The sequence below is a fragment of the Allobrachymonas denitrificans DSM 15123 genome (genome assembly GCF_900110225.1).
Classification (GTDB): Bacteria; Pseudomonadota; Gammaproteobacteria; order Burkholderiales; family Burkholderiaceae_C; genus Brachymonas; species Brachymonas denitrificans.
On record NZ_FOCW01000001.1, the window covers coordinates 1,172,562 to 1,188,776 of the forward strand.

Sequence of the window (16,215 nt, forward strand, 5' to 3'; positions counted from 1 at the left end):
TTCACGCTTAGACGATCAGCAAACGCCTTGAGCCAGCATGGCGTCGGCCACTTTCACGAAACCGGCGATGTTGGCACCGTTCACGTAGTTGACGCGGCCCTTGCCGTCCTTGCTGCCGTAAGCCACGCAGTTGCTGTGGATGTCGGTCATGATGTTCAGCAGCTTGGCGTCCACTTCCTGGCTGCTCCAGTACAGGCGCTGGGCACCCTGGGCCATTTCCAGGCCGGACACGGCCACGCCACCGGCGTTGCTGGCCTTGCCCGGAGCGTACAGCACCTGCTCGTTGGCCAGGAACACGTCCACGGCTTCCAGCGTGCTGGGCATGTTGGCGCCTTCGGCCACGCAGATCACGCCGTTCTTCACCAGGGTCTTGGCGTCGTCTTCGTTCAGTTCGTTCTGGGTGGCGCAGGGCAGGGCGATGTCCACCGGGATGTGCCAGGGCGTCTTGCCGTCGATGTATTCCAGACCGAACTGCTGGGCAAACTCGCTCATGCGGCCGCGCTTCTCGTTCTTCAGGTCCATCAGGGCCAGCAGCTTCTCTTTCGTAAAGCCGTTGGCGTCATACACGGTGCCGTTGGAGTCGGAGGCGGTCACCACCTTGGCGCCGAATTCCATGGCCTTCTCGATGGCATATTGGGCCACGTTGCCGGAACCGGACACGGAAACGGTCTTGCCTTCCATGGAATTGCCGGCGTGCTGCAGCATGGCCTGGGCGAAGTACACCGTGCCGTAGCCGGTGGCTTCCGGACGGATCAGGCTGCCGCCGTAGGTCAGGCCGCGGCCGGTGAAGACGGTGCCGGTGTTGTTCGACAGCTTCTTCATCATGCCGTTCATGAAGCCCACTTCACGCGCGCCCACGCCGATGTCGCCAGCCGGCACGTCGGTGTCGGGGCCGATGTGGCGGTACAGCTCGGTCATCAGCGCCTGGCAGAAGCGCATCACTTCGTTGTCGCTCTTGCCCTTGGGATCGAAGTCGGAGCCGCCCTTGCCGCCGCCCATGGGCAGGGTGGTCAGCGCGTTCTTGAAGGTCTGCTCGAAAGCCAGGAACTTCAGGATCGACAGGTTGACGGAGGGGTGGAAGCGCATGCCGCCCTTGAACGGGCCGATGGCGTTGCTGTGCTGGATGCGGAAGGCGCGGTTGACGTGGGTCTGGCCCTTGTCATCCTGCCAGCTCACGCGGAACTGGACCACACGCTCGGGCTCGCACAGGCGCTCGAGCAGGGCTTGCTGGGCGTAGCGCGGATTCTGCTGCACGAACGGCCACAGGCTCGACAAGACCTCTTTCACCGCCTGCAGGAATTCGGGTTGATTGGGGTCGCGCTTGATCAGCGTGGCCAGGAAAGAGTCGAGAGAGGAGTTTTGTAGCATCTTGTCGTGCCCGTATCGTGAGAGATGAGGAAACCCCCGGAGAGGCACACAGTCACGCACACACGACACAACCCTGCGCTCTTACCGGATCAGGGCAGGTATTAACCCGCCACAAAGGCGGTCAGAACTTCGTCCGTATCACACTTTGCAAAGCGATTTTACAGACGTCGAAAGCATCCATGGGAACTTTTGGGCCCACGAATTGATGCAGCGCACCATTGTTACGGATGCGTCAAGCAAAAATGTTGCCGTGATGAGACGTTGAACCGTTTCGCAGCGCCCTGAATCCCAGCGTTTTTGTCATGTTTGGGCGGGAGAAAAACGCGGGTTGGTCAGGGTTCTGGGGCAGCAGAGGGTGACGACATCAGGCCACCTCGGCCATGCCCTGGTGCCGCAGCAGCGCCTCGATGCTGGGCGCACGGCCACGGAAGGCCTTGAACGATTCCATCGCCGGGCGACTGCCGCCGCGCTCCAGGATTTCCTCGCGGAAGCGGCGTGCCGTCGCCGGATCCGGTGTGCCGTCGAAGGCTGCGGTTTCCTCGAAGGCGCCGTAGGCGTCGGCGCTCAGCACTTCTGCCCACTTGTAACTGTAGTAGCCGGCCGAATAGCCGCCTGCGAAGATGTGGCTGAAGGTGTGCGCCATGCGGTTCCATTCCGGCGGCAGAATCACCGCCACTTCCTGGCGCACGGCGTGCAGCAACGGCATCACGTCGACCGGGGCCGGAGTCTGGCTGTGCAGCAGCATGTCGAACAGGGCGAACTCCACCTGGCGCAGCGTCTGCATGCCGCTCTGGAAGTTGCGCGCCGCCAGCATGCGGTCATACAGCTCGCGCGGCAGCGGCTCGCCGGTGTCCACGTGCGCCGTCATGTCGCGCAGAACGTTCCATTCCCAGCAGAAGTTTTCCATGAACTGGCTGGGCAGTTCCACGGCGTCCCACTCCACGCCGCTGATGCCGGACACATCGTGCTCGTTCACCTGCGTCAGCATGTGGTGCAGGCCGTGGCCGGTCTCGTGGAACAGGGTGATGACGTCGTCGTGCGTGAGCAGCGGGGGCTTGCCGCCGACACCTTCGGCGAAGTTGCAGACCAGGTGTGCCACCGGCGTCTGCAGGCTGCCGTCATCGGGGCGCACCCAACGCGCACGCACATCATCCATCCAGGCGCCACCGCGCTTGCCCTGGCGGGCGGGCGGATCCAGGTAGAACTGGCCGACCAGCACGCCATTGCGCTCCAGCCGGTAGAACTCCACGCTGTCGTGCCAGACGGGAGCGTGGTCGCGCCGGATGCTCACATCGAACAGGCTCTCGACAATCTTGAACAGGCCGGCCAGCACCTTGGGCGCCGGGAAGTACTGCTTCACTTCCTGCTCGCTGAAGGCGTAGCGCGCTTCCTTGAGTTTTTCGCTGATATAGGGCCAGTCCCAGGGCTGCGGATCGGTCATGCCCAGTTGTGCTGCGGCAAATTCACGCAGGTCGGCCACGTCTTTCTCGGCGTACGGACGGGCCTTGATGGCCAGGTCGCGCAGAAAGCTGATGACTTCATCCGGGCGGTCTGCCATCTTGGGCACCAGAGACACCTCGGCAAAGGTGCCATAGCCCAGCAGTGCCGCTTCTTCCTGACGCAGGGCCAGGATCTCTGCCATCACGGCGCTGTTGTCGAACTTGACTGCGTCGCCGTCCGCCTGGTCGGAAGCGCGGGTGTTGTAGGCACGGTAGAGCGTCTGGCGCAGGGCGCTGCTGTCCGCAAACTGCATCACCGGCAGGTAGCTGGGGATCTTCAGTGTGAGCTTGTAGCCGTCCTTGCCATCCGCCTCTGCAGCGGCTCGGGCTGCATCGATCACATCCTTCGGCACTCCTTTGAGTTCGTCGAGTGTGGCGTAGTAGGCCCAGCCGTCCGTGGCATCCAGCGCGTTCTCGCTGAACTTCTGCGTCAACTCGGCCATGCGTTCCTGGATGGCGGCGTAGCGTTCACGGTCTGCGCCTTGCAGCTCGGCACCGCTCAGCACGAATCCGCGCAGTGCGTTTTTCAGGGCCTGCTGCTGCTCGGCATTCAGGCTGGAGGCGTCAATGGTTTTGTATTTGGCATAGAGGCGCTCATCGGCGCCCAGGCGCGTCCAGAAGTCGGACACGGCAGGCAGCATGGCGTTGTAGGCGGCGCGCAACTCGGGCGTTTCGTTGACGCTCTTGAGGTGGCCGACTGCACCCCAGGCACGGCCCAGCTTTTCGGTGGCAACGTCCAGCGTGCCTGCGAGAGCCTGCCATTGGGCCGGAAACTCCGGCGCCGTCACCGTGTTCAGAGCCGCATCAGCCTCGGCCAGCAACTGCGTGATGGCCGGAGCCACATGTTCCGGCTGGATCTGGTCGAACAGCGGCAGGGCGCTGAAATCGAGCAGGGGGTTGGAAGAGGGGATGGAGGAGGCAGGAGTCGATGCAGTCATCCTGCCAATGTAAGGCTGAACGCCGGCCCTTCAAGGGTGGCAGCCAAGAGCCCTTGCGTTGGGCAAGGAGTTGCATTGCCAGCAATGCAACTCCTTGAGCGCATCAACGTGCAGCAGCGTCGCGCTCGGCCGCTTCGATGGTATTCACCAGCAGCATGGTGATGGTCATGGGACCGACGCCGCCTGGAACCGGCGTGATGTAGCCAGCCACTTCCTTCACGCCCTCGAAGTCCACGTCGCCGCAGAGTTTGCCTTCGTCGTTGCGGTTCATGCCCACGTCCAGCACCACGGCACCGGGCTTGACCATGTCGGCTGTCAGCACGTTGCGCTTGCCGACTGCGGCCACGATCACATCGGCCTGCAGGGTCTGCGCCTTCAGGTCGGCCGTGCGGCTGTGGCAGACGGTGACGGTGGCATCCTTGGCTAGCAGCATCAGTGCCATGGGCTTGCCCACGATGTTGCTGCGGCCGATCACCACGGCGTGCTTGCCCTTCAGGTCGTAGCCGATGCTTTCCAGCATCTTCATGCAGCCATAGGGCGTGCAGGGCCAGAAGCCGGGCATGCCGGTCATCAGGGCGCCGGCGCTGGCGATGTGGAAGCCGTCCACGTCCTTGGCAGGGCTGATGGCTTCGATCACCTTCTGGGCATCGATGTGTGCGGGCAGCGGCAGTTGCACCAGAATGCCGTGGATGGACGGATCCTGGTTCAGGGCATCGACGCGGGCCAGCAGTTCGGCTTCGGTCATTGACGCCTCGTACTTTTCCAGCACGGAGTGCAGGCCGTTGTCCTCGCAGGCCTTGACCTTGTTGCGCACGTAGACCTGGCTTGCCGGGTTGTCGCCCACCAGCACCACGGCCAGACCGGGAGTGATGCCCTTGGCCTTGAGCGCAGCAGCGCGTTCTGCCACTTCGCCGCGCAGTTTCCGGGAGAGTTCGTTACCGTTGATGAGTTGAGCAGTCATGGGAGATCCGGGAAAAATGGGAGTGATCAAAAAAACATTCCCGCTCGGGCGGGAATGCAGGATTCAGCGGCAGGGCGCCACGCTCAGGACTTGGGTGCGTTGGAACTCAGGGCCACCTTGAGCAGATCCGCCACCGTATTGGCGTTGAGTTTTTCCATGATGTTGGCGCGGTGCGCCTCTACCGTCTTGATGCTGATGTTCAGGTCGTCGGCAATCTGCTTGTTCAGGCGGCCGGCCACGATACGCTCCAGCACTTGGGCTTCGCGGTTGGTCAGCTTGCCCAGCAGCGATTCGCGCGTGCTGGCCTGCTGGTGCTCGGCAAAGGCGGCACGGGCGCGGTCCAGCATCTTCTCGACCAGGGTTTCCAGGTCTTCCTCGCGGAAGGGCTTCTGGATGAAGTCGAGCGCGCCTTTCTTCATGGTTTCCACCGCCATGGGCACGTCGCCATGGCCGGTGATGAACACCACGGGCAGCGGCGACTTGCGCTCGATCAGGCGATCCTGCAGGTCCAGACCGCTCATGCCGTCCATGCGGATGTCCACGAACATGCACGCAACTTCGCGCGGGTCGTAGCGGCTGAGGAAGGTTTCGGCGGAGTCGAAGCAGCGCACGCGGTAGCCCTTGCCCTCGAGCAGCCACTGCAGCGAGTCGCGCACGGCCTCGTCATCATCCACGACGTAAATGGTGCCTTTTTCTGGAATCAAGCTCATGATGTGATCGTCTGTGAGTCGCGGGAAACAGGAGTGGTGGGAATCGGCAGCCAGAACGTGAAGCGGCAACCAGTCACCATATTGTCATTGTAGATGTTCTCGGCCATCAATCGGCCCTGGTGCGATTCAACAATGCTGCGGCACAGGTTCAGGCCGATGCCCATGCCCTCGGCCTTGGTGGTGTAGAAAGCCTCGAACAGGTGGTCCAGCGTCTCCTGCGACAGGCCCGAGCCCTGATCCTCGATGCTGAATTCGATCACCGGGCGATCCTCGCGCACTGCGGTGCTGACGTCCAGCCGCACATGGCGGCGTTCGGCCAGCATGCCTGCCAGATCGATGGCTTCAGCTGCATTCTTGAGCAGGTTGATCAGCACCTGCTCCACCAGAATCTTGTCCACGCGCAGGATGGGCAGGCCGCGTTCCACGCGGTATTGCAGGCGCACGTTGCGACGGCGCATTTCGATTTCGGCGAGCTCGACCGCTTCCACCACCATGGTTTCGACATCGGCATCCGAGTAGTTCGGCGTGCTGCGCTTCACGAAGGTACGGATGCGCTGGATGATCTGTCCGGCACGCTGGGCCTGGCGCGAGGTCTTGTCCAGCGCACCCAGCAGCGCCTCCTGGTCGATCTGGCCATTGCGCAGGCGGCTGATCATGCCGTTGCAGTAATTGTTGATGGCGGTGAGCGGCTGGTTCAGTTCATGCGCCACGCTGGAGGCCATCTCGCCCATGGTCACCAGACGGCTGGCGGCCTGCGCACGCGCTTCGTGCTGGGCGCTCTGTTCCTCGGCCTGGCGGCGTGCCGTGATGTCGGTGGCCACGACCAGTTGCGCCAGGCGTCCGTCGACCCATTCCAGATAGCGTGAGCGCACCTCGATCCACTTGCCGAGTCCGGCCAGATAGATCTCGGTATTGTTGCTGGCATCCTGCAGGGCCGTGGTGGGCAGACCTGCCAGGGTGTCTTCGCCATTGCGCGCCACGCCTTCGACTGGGGCGCCCGGACTGCCGGCCTTGGTCAGCATCTGCATGTGGCCGGCTGCGTTGTCATCCGTGAACCAGTGGCGGTAGGCCTGGTTGGCAAACAGCAACTCCTTGCTGCCCAGCGGCGCTACCGAGATGCTTACGTCGAGTGCATCGAGCACGCGCGTGAAACGCTCGTAGGCGTTGGTCAGTTGGCGCTTGATGCGGTTGGGCTCGGTAATGTCCGTCATCGAGGACATCCAGCCCGTTTGCCGTCCGTCAACCCCGATCAGGGGGGACATGTAGATGCGTGCTTCGAAGGTGGTGCCGTTCTTGCGCAGCACGCGCATCACGTAGCCGCCCTGGGGAATCTGGTCCTGCAAGGTCTTGCTCAGGATGCGGTGGTGGCGCGTGTGATCGTCCTCATGCCAGAAGGAATAGGGCGGGCGCTGCCCGATCAGTTCCTCGGCGCTCCAGCCGGTCATCTGGCAGAACGCGGAGTTGACATAGCTGATGCGGCCGTCCAGATCCAGCGCCCGCATGCCGATGACCAGCGAGTTTTCCATGGCGCGGCGGAAGCTGGTTTCGGACAGCAACTCCTGCTGCGAGCGCTGGCGGCGGCGCAGGTGCAGCCAGTTGGCAATCAGCATCCAGGCCGTGAGCGCACTCAGCGCCAAGACCAGCAGGAACAGGCCGCGATTGGTCATACTGCCGCTGGCACGGTAGGCACGCAGGTGCAGCGTCAGTACATTGTCGACCGTGGCCAGCGGTGCGTTGTAGACACTGCTGTGCATGGAGGACCAGAGCTGCCACCAGGCAATCTTTTCGTCGTCCGGGTTCACGCTCTGTCCTGCCACCACGCGCTTGTGTGCGTCCATCAGCGACACGGCGTAGCTGGCGAACACATCGGAGGGAATGGCGTAATACAGCAGGGAAGACAAGTTGTAGCGGGCGTACAGGAAGCTGTCGGGTGCATCACGCTGCCCCAGCGGCAACATGAAGGCGAGGAAAGCGTCTTCCCCTTCGTGGCGGGTGACCACCACATAGCGGGCTTGCCGGGACTTTCTCACTTCATCGAGCAGCACCTGTTCCTGGGGCAGAGGCAGCCCCATACCCGGGCGTGGCAGGGGGTAGCCTGCGGTGTCATGCATTTCCTTGGACGCACGCGCCTTGCCATCCAGGTTCAGCCAGGTCACGTCCAGCACCTCCGGGTTGTCCAGCGAGAGGAGGGAGACGCGGTCGGCAAAGGCTGCAGGGGATGCCAGTTCCGGTTGCAGCTCGCGCCCGAACTTCTGCAGCTGCTCCTGACGCTCTGCCAGCCGCAGATTCACGCGCTGGCGCGAATGTTCGCCATCGCGCTGCACGGACTGCTGTTCGGCCTGCATTTCCTCCATGCGCAGGTAGCTGATGGCTGCCACCACTGCCATGGCAAACAGCAGCACCGCGAGCACCGGAAACAGACCCATGAAACGGTCCTGCCGGTGCGCGGGCAGATCACGCCACCACTGCAGCGAGTTCAGGAGTTTCCCGGATCGGGACCAGATGCTGTTACCCATGAAAACGTCGATCGAACAGATTGGAGGCGGCGTGCGCTCGATATTAAACGCACATCATGCCAGCCAAGCTTTCCACGCGGCTTACAGGGAACGCCCGATCGGTCATATTTTCTTAATATGAAAATAATGATCATATGTTGAAATAGGGGTTTCCTTGTGAGATACTGCGCATGCATTTATGCACAATCCCCTGAGAACCATAACGCTAGGAGACAACACCATGTCAGACGCACAGATGCCAGTGGACGGTCACATCATTCCGGATACCGATACACAGGAAACACGCGAGTGGATGGATGCACTGGCCGCAGTGATTGCCAACGAAGGCAAGGAGCGCGCCCACTTCCTGCTGGAGCACCTGCTGGAAACGGCTCGCCAGCACAGCATGGACATGCCTTTTTCCGCGCACACTGCCTACGTCAACACGCTCGAACCCGAGCAGGAGGCGCGCAACCCCGGCAACGTCACCATCGAGAAGCGCCTGCGCTCCTTCATGCGCTGGAACGCCATGGCCATGGTGGTGCGCGCCAACCGCCTCAATCCCGCTGACGGTGGTGACCTGGGCGGCCACATCGGCTCCTTTGCCTCGCTGGCCAGCATGCTGGGCGCCGGCTTCAACCATTTCTGGCACGCCGAGAGCGAAAACCACGGCGGTGACTGCCTTTACATTCAGGGCCACAGCGCGCCCGGCATCTATGCCCGCGCCTACCTGGAAGGCCGCCTGAACGAAGACCAGCTCGACAACTTCCGCCAGGAAGTCGGCGGCAAGGGCCTGTCCAGCTATCCGCATCCGAAGCTGATGCCCAATTTCTGGCAGTTCCCGACGGTGTCCATGGGCCTGGGCCCGCTGATGGCCATCTACCAGGCGCGCTTCCTGAAATACCTGCATGCCCGCGGCATCGCCAATACCGAAAACCGCAAGGTCTGGGTGTTCCTGGGCGACGGCGAGATGGACGAAGTGGAAAGCCTGGGTGCCATCAGCCTGGCTTCGCGCGAGAAGCTCGACAACCTGATCTTCGTCATCAACTGCAACCTGCAGCGTCTGGATGGCCCCGTGCGCGGCAACGGCAAGATCGTGCAGGAACTCGAAGGCGAATTCCGCGGTTCCGGCTGGAACGTGATCAAGCTGCTGTGGGGCAGCAACTGGGATCCGCTGCTGGCCCGTGACAAGGACGGCATGCTGCGCCAGTTGATGATGGAAGTGCTGGATGGCGACTACCAGTCCTTCAAGGCCAACGATGGCGCCTATGTGCGCAAGCATTTCTTCGGTCGCCACCCCGAAACGGCCAAGCTGGTCGAGCACATGAGCGACGACGAGATCTGGGAACTGCGCCGCGGCGGCCACGATCCCCAGAAGGTCTACGCAGCCTTCCACGCTGCCAACGAGCACAAGGGCCAGCCCACGGTGCTGCTGGTCAAGACCATCAAGGGCTTCGGCATGGGCAAGGCTGGTGAAGGCAAGAACACCGTCCACCAGACCAAGAAGCTGAGCGACCAGGACATCCGCTATATCCGCGACCGCTTCAACATCCCGATTCCGGACAGCGAGCTGCCCAACATCCCGTACTACAAGCCGGCGGATGACACCCCCGAGATGCAGTACCTGCACGCCCGCCGCAAGGAGCTGGGAGGCTATCTGCCGCATCGCCGCGCCAAGAGTGACGAGAGCTTCACCGTACCCTCGCTGGAAACCTTCAAAGCCGTGCTCGAGCCCACCGCGGAAGGCCGCGAGATCAGCACCACGCAAGCGTATGTGCGCTTCCTGACGCAGCTGCTGCGCGACCAGGCCCTCGGCCCGCGCGTGGTGCCCATTCTGGTGGACGAGGCCCGTACCTTCGGCATGGAAGGCCTGTTCCGCCAGATCGGCATCTACAACCCGGCTGGCCAGAACTACACGCCGGTCGACCGCGACCAGGTGATGTACTACAAGGAGCAGACCGACGGCCAGATCCTGCAGGAAGGCATCAACGAAGCCGGCGGCATGGCCAGCTGGATCGCAGCGGCCACCAGCTATTCCACGTCGAACCGGATCATGATCCCGTTCTACGTCTACTACTCCATGTTCGGCTTCCAGCGCGTGGGCGACCTGGCCTGGGCCGCCGGCGACATGCAGGCGCGCGGTTTCCTGCTGGGCGGCACGTCCGGCCGTACCACGCTGAACGGCGAAGGCCTGCAGCACGAGGACGGTCACAGCCACATCCTGGCCGGAACCATCCCGAACTGCGTCACCTACGACCCGACCTTCGCGCACGAAGTCGCCATCATCCTGCACCATGGCCTGAAGCGCATGGTCGAGAAGCAGGACAACGTGTTCTTCTACCTGACGCTGCTGAACGAGAACTACGCCATGCCTGGCCTGACTCCCGGCACGGAAGAGCAGATCATCAAGGGCATGTACCTGTGCAAGCCTGGTGCCGAAGGCGTCCAGCAGCGCGTGCAGCTGCTGGGCTCCGGCTCCATCCTGCGCGAAAGCATCGCAGCGCAGGCGCTGCTGGCCCAGGACTGGGGCATTGCTGCCGATGTCTGGAGCTGCCCGAGCTTCAACGAGCTGGGTCGCGACGGCCAGGACGCCGAACGCTGGAACCTGCTGCATCCGCTGGAGCAGCCGCGCAAGTCCTTTGTGCAGCAGCAGCTGGAAGGCAGTACCGGCCCGGTCATCGCCTCTACCGACTACATCAAGGCCTACGCCGAGCAGATCCGTCCGTTCATCCCGGCCGGTCGCAGCTACCGCGTGCTGGGCACCGACGGCTTTGGCCGCAGCGATTTCCGCTACCGCCTGCGCGAGCACTTCGAGATCGACCGCCACTACATCGTGCTGGCCGCGCTGCGCTCGCTGGCCGATGAAGGCAAGCTGCCGGTGGCCAAGGTGGCTGAAGCCATCGCCAAGTACGGCATCGATGCCGACAAGATCAACCCGCTGTACGCCTGATCCGGCGCGAAAGGAGACAGACTATGGCAACGATCGAGGTCAAGGTGCCGGATATCGGTGATTTTTCCGATGTGGCAGTGATTGAAGTACTGGTCAAGGCTGGCGACACCGTCAAGGTGGAGCAGAGCCTGATCACGGTGGAGAGCGACAAGGCCTCCATGGAAATTCCTTCCAGCCATGCTGGCGTGGTGAAGGAAGTCAAGGTCAACCTGGGCGACAAGGTGCGCGAAGGTTCCGTGGTGCTGCTGCTGGAAGCAGCCGGCGCGGATGCGGGGCAGGGTGCTGCGGCACCGTCGCCCGCCAATGCCGAGCCGCCCGTGAGCGGCAGCGAAGTGGTGCCGGGTGCAAGCGAGGCTTCTGCAGCTGCTCGTGCGGCCGATACGGCTGGCGCTGGTGCTGCGCAGGCAGCGACCGGTGGCAGCGTCGAGGTGCGCGTGCCCGATATCGGCGACTTCAAGGATGTCGCTGTGATCGAGATGTTCGTCAAGCCGGGTGATACGGTGAAGGTCGAGCAGAGCCTGCTCACCGTCGAGAGCGACAAGGCCTCGATGGAAATCCCGTCCAGCCATGCCGGCACGGTGAAGGAAGTCAAGGTCAACCTGGGTGACAAGATCAACCAGGGGGATGTGATCGTGATTCTGGAAGCCGCTGCGGGCGCTGCTGCTCCGGCAACTCCGGCCGCGCCTGCGCAAGCCACCGGTGCTCCGGTTCCGGCTGCCGCCCCGGCTCCTGCTCCAGCAGCACCTGCCGCTGCTGCGGCGGCTGCGACGACGGCGCCAGCCGCTGCGCACAACCCTGCGGCAGCGCCGGCCAGCGGCAAGCTGCCCCACGCCTCGCCCTCCGTGCGCAAGTTCGCCCGCCTGTTGGGTGTGCCGATCGCCGAAGTCAAGGGCACCGGTCCCAAGGGCCGCATCACGCAGGAAGACATCCAGGCCTTCACCAAGGCCGTCATGTCCGGTGCCCAGCAGACGCAGGCGCAGGTTGCCAAGGCTCCGGCCGGAGGCGGCGTGACGGGCGGCGGCGAGCTCAACCTGCTGCCCTGGCCCAAGGTCGATTTCGCCAAGTTCGGCGAGATCGAAACCCAGCCGCTGTCGCGCATCAAGAAAATCTCGGCGCAGAACCTGTCGCGCAACTGGGTGATGATCCCGGCCGTGACCTACCACGAGGATGCCGACATCACCGACCTGGAAGCCTTCCGCGTGACCCTGAACAAGGAGAACGAGAAGGCGGGCATCAAGGTCACCATGCTGGCCTTCCTGATCAAGGCCTGCGTCAAGGCGCTGCAGAAGTTCCCCGAGTTCAACAGCTCGCTGGATGGCGACAACCTGGTGCTCAAGAAGTACTTCAACATCGCCTTTGCCGCCGACACGCCGAATGGCCTGGTGGTTCCGGTCATCAAGAACGCCGACAAGAAGTCCGTGTTCGAGATCGCGCAGGAATCCGGCGAACTGGCGAAGAAAGCCCGCGACGGCAAGCTGAGTCCTGCCGACATGCAGGGTGCCTGCTTCACCATTTCCAGCCTGGGTGGCATCGGTGGCACGTATTTCGCGCCCATCGTCAATGCGCCCGAGGTGGCGATTCTCGGCGTCAACAAGAGCGCCATGAAGCCGGTGTGGGACGGCAAGCAATTCGTGCCGCGCCTCACGCTGCCGCTGTCGCTCACGGCCGACCACCGCGTCATCGACGGTGCCCTGGCCACGCGTTTCAACGTCTACCTGGCGCAGCTGCTGGCTGATTTCCGCCGCGTGGCACTGTAAGGAGCTGAAGATGAGCGAAGTGCAAGTCAAGGTTCCCGATATCGGCGATTTCGCCGAAGTGGCCGTAATCGAAGTGCTGGTCAAGCCCGGCGACACCATCAAGGTGGAGCAGAGCCTGATCACGGTCGAGAGCGACAAGGCCTCCATGGAGATCCCCTCCAGCCATGCCGGCGTGGTCAAGTCCCTCGCTGTCCAGTTGGGCGACAAGGTCAGCGAAGGCTCCGTGCTGTTGACGCTGGAAGTGCAGGAGCAGGGCGCTGGAGACGGCGCCGCCTCGCAGCCCGCTCAAGCCGGTGCCTCCGCCGGTGCGGCAAGTGCTGCATCGCCGGCGGCGTCCCCATCAGCCCCGGTCACAGCCGGTTCGGCACAGGCTGCGCAAGCCGTTGCTGCGCCGGCCCCGGTTGCCTCCAGCTACAGCGGCCACGTCGACCAGCAATGCGACGTCCTGGTGCTGGGCGGCGGCCCCGGTGGCTACAGTGCCGCCTTCCGCGCAGCCGACCTGGGTCTGAACGTGGTGCTCGTCGAGCGTTACGCCACCCTGGGCGGCGTCTGCCTGAACGTAGGCTGCATCCCGTCCAAGGCGCTGCTGCACGTGGCTGCCGTCATGGACGAAGTCGGCCACATGGCCGATCTCGGCGTGGACTTTGGCAAACCCGTGGTCAATATCGACAAGCTGCGTGGCTACAAGGAAAAGGTGATCGGCAAGCTGACCGGCGGCCTCGCCGCCATGGCGAAGATGCGCAAGGTGACCGTGGTGCGCGGCTACGGCGCCTTCGTCAGCCCCAACCATGTGCAGGTCGAGGAAACCACCGGCACCAGCCAGGAAAAGACCGGCAACACCACCACCATCGGCTTCCAGAAGTGCATCATCGCGGCCGGCAGCCAAGCCGTGCGTCTGCCCTTCATGCCTGAAGATCCGCGTGTGGTGGACAGCACCGGCGCTCTGGCCCTCAAGGAAGTGCCCAAGCGCATGCTGATCCTCGGTGGCGGCATCATCGGTCTGGAAATGGGTACGGTGTACAGCACGCTGGGCGCCCGTCTGGACGTGGTGGAGATGCTCGACGGCCTGATGCAGGGCGCCGACCGCGACCTGGTCAAGGTCTGGCAGAAGATGAACGCCCATCGTTTCGACAACATCATGCTCAAGACCAAGACGGTGGCTGCCAAGGCGACCGACGCGGGTATCGAGGTGACGTTCGCGCCAGCGGAAGAGGGGGGTCAGGTGCCGGCTCCGCAAACCTACGATCTGGTGCTGCAGGCTGTGGGGCGCAGTCCCAATGGCAAGAAGATCGCTGCCGACAAGGCGGGCGTCTCTGTCAGCGACCGCGGCTTCATCCCGGTCGATGTGCAGATGCGCACCAACGTGCCGCACATCTTTGCCATTGGCGACATCGTGGGCCAGCCCATGCTGGCGCACAAGGCGGTGCATGAGGCGCATGTGGCCGCCGAAGTCATCGCCGGTGAACTCAAGGGCGACAAGGATCTGGCCGCGGCCGCATTCGACGCCCGCGTGATCCCCAGCGTGGCTTACACCGATCCCGAAGTGGCCTGGGTGGGCCTGACCGAGGAGCAGGCCAAGGCCCAGGGCATCAAGGTCAGCAAGGGCCTGTTCCCGTGGTCGGCCTCGGGCCGTGCCATTGCCAATGGCCGCGACGAAGGCTTCACCAAGCTGCTGTTCGACGAGGAAACCCATCGCATCGTCGGTGGAGGCATCGTGGGCACGCATGCCGGTGACATGATCGGCGAGATTGCCCTGGCCATCGAGATGGGCGCCGATGCTGTCGATATCGGCAAGACCATCCATCCGCATCCGACGCTGGGCGAAAGCATCGGCATGGCTGCGGAAGCGGCGCACGGCAGCTGTACCGATCTGCCGCCGCAGAAGCGCAGATAAGCGCTTTCAGCGTCAGCAACGAGAAGCGCCGGTAGCTGCAAGGCCACCGGCGTTTTTCTTGCCCACGGCACAGAAGGCAGGCAACAAAAAAGCGACCACTGGGGTCGCTTTTCTCATGAAGAAGTTGTGTGGCAGGTCGTCAGTTGCCCACCTGCGAGGCGATGTCGAACGCCGTCTTGGTGGTAATCGTGCTGGCGATGCCTTCGCTACCTGGAACACGGCGGGCGCCGTTGAAGCGGGAAGACCAGTAGCTGCCGTCCATGCTCTCCACGCGCACGCGCGCACCGGAACGGGGGGCGTGGATGAACTTGCCATCACCCACGTAGATGCCAACGTGGCTGAAAGCGCGGCGCATGGTGTTGAAGAAAACCAGATCGCCCGGACGCAGTTCCGAACGGGAGATGCTCTGGGTCGCTGCAGCCTGATCGGCAGCGCGACGGGGCAGCACCTTGCCCAGCGTCTTTTCGTAGGTGGCGCGGACAAAGCCGCTGCAGTCAAAACCCGATTCTGCCGAAGTGCCCCCGTAGCGATACGGCACACCGATGAAACCCATGGCCGTGCTGACCAGGTCGGATGCGGTGTTGCGGACGTTCTGTCCTACGTGCTGGATCTGGGACCCGATCCTGCCTTCCTGCAGAAAGCTGTCGAGTTCATCGGAGGGGGAAGCATGGGCCGCTGAGGCGAATAGACCCACGAACAGGAGGGCTGACAATTTCTTCATGGGTGCGTAGTTTATCGGACATGTAGGTGAAATCCGACACGGTTTCACAGAAATAACCGACTTTTACCGGCTTTTTTGTATCAAAAGACCAGAAATTCCTGAAACAAGCCTGACAGTGCCGATTTTTGTCAATGTGTCGTCAGTGTTTGTGCTATATGCGCGCAGTGTCTGGCGCCGGTAAGGGATATCGTCAGCATGCCGGGCAGGGCAGTGCCATCAAAAGCGGCCCATAATCGAATGGATACCCCATAGACAACAAAGGATGCCCTCATGCTGCTCAATCTCGAAGAATCCCAGCTCGTACTGGTTGACTACCAGGAACGCCTGATGCCCTTCATCCATGAGGCCAACATGGTGCTGCAGAACGCGATCCGCCTCGGCAAGATTGCCCGTATGCTGCAGGTGCCCGTGTGGGGCACCGAAGAAAACCCCTCGCGCCTCGGCCCCAACGCGCCCGAGGTGCGTGACCTGTGCGACAAGACGCTCTCCAAGATGTATTTCGGCGCCTGCGAAGATGGCCTGTCCGATGCGCTGCGCCCGCCGGCACGCCCGGTTTCCGGCAATGCACGCAGTCTGCCACGCCACCTGCAGAAGAGCATCGAGAAGCCGGCCGAGCGCAACACCATCGTGATCGCCGGCTGCGAAGCACACGTCTGCCTCATGCAGACAGCCCTGGGACTGATCGAGGACGAGTTCGACGTCTGGGTAGTGACCGATGCCTGCAGCTCCCGCACCGAGCGTAACCGTGATGCCGGATTCGACCGCCTGGCCACGGCCGGTGCAGAACTTGTGACCACGGAAATGGTGGCGTTCGAATGGTTGCGCACGGCCGAACATCCGCAGTTCCGCGACGTGCTCGCGCTCATCAAGTGACCGAGAAAACCGGAGGTCTAGGGACTAACCCGGTTTCTGTCCCGGAGTG

10 protein-coding genes are annotated in these 16,215 nt (G+C 63.0%); 4 read left to right on the top strand and 6 right to left on the bottom strand.

Going from position 1 to position 16,215, the window contains the following annotated elements; genetic code table 11:
* Window positions 1–15: 15 nt before the first annotated feature.
* The 5 genes from gdhA to BMW28_RS05475 all read right to left on the bottom strand — a co-directional run bounded on the left by gdhA (window position 16) and on the right by BMW28_RS05475 (window position 7,902).
* Window positions 16–1,368: an NADP-specific glutamate dehydrogenase gene (gdhA, locus tag BMW28_RS05455; protein WP_091814798.1), complete on the bottom strand. Its 1,353-nt coding sequence runs from the start codon at window positions 1,366–1,368 to the stop codon at window positions 16–18.
* 364 nt (window positions 1,369–1,732) lie between these two features.
* Window positions 1,733–3,805 (bottom strand): M3 family metallopeptidase, encoded by a 2,073-nt coding sequence (locus BMW28_RS05460; protein WP_091814801.1) that lies wholly within the window; start codon window positions 3,803–3,805, stop codon window positions 1,733–1,735.
* Window positions 3,806–3,908: 103 nt separating this feature from the next.
* A complete protein-coding gene (gene folD / locus BMW28_RS05465) occupies window positions 3,909–4,766 on the bottom strand; it encodes a bifunctional methylenetetrahydrofolate dehydrogenase/methenyltetrahydrofolate cyclohydrolase FolD (RefSeq protein WP_091814804.1) in 858 nt (285 codons plus the stop codon).
* Window positions 4,767–4,849: 83 nt separating this feature from the next.
* A complete protein-coding gene (locus BMW28_RS05470) occupies window positions 4,850–5,476 on the bottom strand; it encodes a response regulator transcription factor (protein WP_091814807.1) in 627 nt (208 codons plus the stop codon).
* The gene (locus BMW28_RS05475) at window positions 5,473–7,902 is read right to left on the bottom strand and encodes a PAS domain-containing sensor histidine kinase (RefSeq protein WP_091815552.1); all 2,430 of its coding nucleotides are present in this window, start codon (window positions 7,900–7,902) and stop codon (window positions 5,473–5,475) included. The genes BMW28_RS05470 and BMW28_RS05475 overlap by 4 nt, the downstream gene beginning before the upstream one ends.
* 310 nt (window positions 7,903–8,212) lie before the next feature.
* On the opposite strand from BMW28_RS05475, the gene aceE reads away from it, so the two are divergent.
* Genes aceE through lpdA form a run of 3 tightly spaced genes read left to right on the top strand, consistent with a single transcriptional unit; the run spans window position 8,213 to window position 14,572 of the window.
* Complete coding sequence (aceE, locus tag BMW28_RS05480; protein ID WP_234969990.1) at window positions 8,213–10,921, top strand: pyruvate dehydrogenase (acetyl-transferring), homodimeric type; 2,709 nt, start codon at window positions 8,213–8,215, stop codon at window positions 10,919–10,921.
* 23 nt (window positions 10,922–10,944) lie between these two features.
* Window positions 10,945–12,678, top strand: a complete 1,734-nt coding sequence (gene aceF, locus BMW28_RS05485) for a dihydrolipoyllysine-residue acetyltransferase (protein WP_091814812.1) — start codon at window positions 10,945–10,947, stop codon at window positions 12,676–12,678.
* 10 nt (window positions 12,679–12,688) lie between these two features.
* The gene (gene lpdA / locus BMW28_RS05490) at window positions 12,689–14,572 is read left to right on the top strand and encodes a dihydrolipoyl dehydrogenase (RefSeq protein WP_091814815.1); all 1,884 of its coding nucleotides are present in this window, start codon (window positions 12,689–12,691) and stop codon (window positions 14,570–14,572) included.
* A 139-nt stretch (window positions 14,573–14,711) separates the two neighbouring features.
* Here the strand turns inward: lpdA and BMW28_RS05495 are convergent, their stop codons facing one another.
* Entirely contained in the window at window positions 14,712–15,293 is a 582-nt protein-coding gene (locus BMW28_RS05495) for a C40 family peptidase (protein WP_091814818.1), read from the bottom strand.
* A 270-nt stretch (window positions 15,294–15,563) separates the two neighbouring features.
* Between BMW28_RS05495 and BMW28_RS05500 the strand changes: the two genes are divergently transcribed.
* Complete coding sequence (locus tag BMW28_RS05500) at window positions 15,564–16,166, top strand: isochorismatase family protein (RefSeq protein ID WP_091814820.1); 603 nt, start codon at window positions 15,564–15,566, stop codon at window positions 16,164–16,166.
* Window positions 16,167–16,215 lie beyond the last annotated feature (49 nt).

Bases quoted from the DNA above. Each gene is read 5' to 3' on its own strand.
- gdhA (WP_091814798.1), bottom strand. From the start codon at position 1,368: ATGCTACAAAACTCCTCTCTCGACTCTTTCCTGGCCACGCTGATCAAG.
- BMW28_RS05460 (WP_091814801.1), bottom strand. From the start codon at position 3,805: ATGACTGCATCGACTCCTGCCTCCTCCATCCCCTCTTCCAACCCCCTG.
- folD (WP_091814804.1), bottom strand. From the start codon at position 4,766: ATGACTGCTCAACTCATCAACGGTAACGAACTCTCCCGGAAACTGCGC.
- BMW28_RS05470 (WP_091814807.1), bottom strand. From the start codon at position 5,476: ATGAGCTTGATTCCAGAAAAAGGCACCATTTACGTCGTGGATGATGAC.
- BMW28_RS05475 (WP_091815552.1), bottom strand. From the start codon at position 7,902: ATGGGTCTGTTTCCGGTGCTCGCGGTGCTGCTGTTTGCCATGGCAGTG.
- aceE (WP_234969990.1), top strand. From the start codon at position 8,213: ATGTCAGACGCACAGATGCCAGTGGACGGTCACATCATTCCGGATACC.
- aceF (WP_091814812.1), top strand. From the start codon at position 10,945: ATGGCAACGATCGAGGTCAAGGTGCCGGATATCGGTGATTTTTCCGAT.
- lpdA (WP_091814815.1), top strand. From the start codon at position 12,689: ATGAGCGAAGTGCAAGTCAAGGTTCCCGATATCGGCGATTTCGCCGAA.
- BMW28_RS05495 (WP_091814818.1), bottom strand. From the start codon at position 15,293: ATGAAGAAATTGTCAGCCCTCCTGTTCGTGGGTCTATTCGCCTCAGCG.
- BMW28_RS05500 (WP_091814820.1), top strand. From the start codon at position 15,564: ATGCTGCTCAATCTCGAAGAATCCCAGCTCGTACTGGTTGACTACCAG.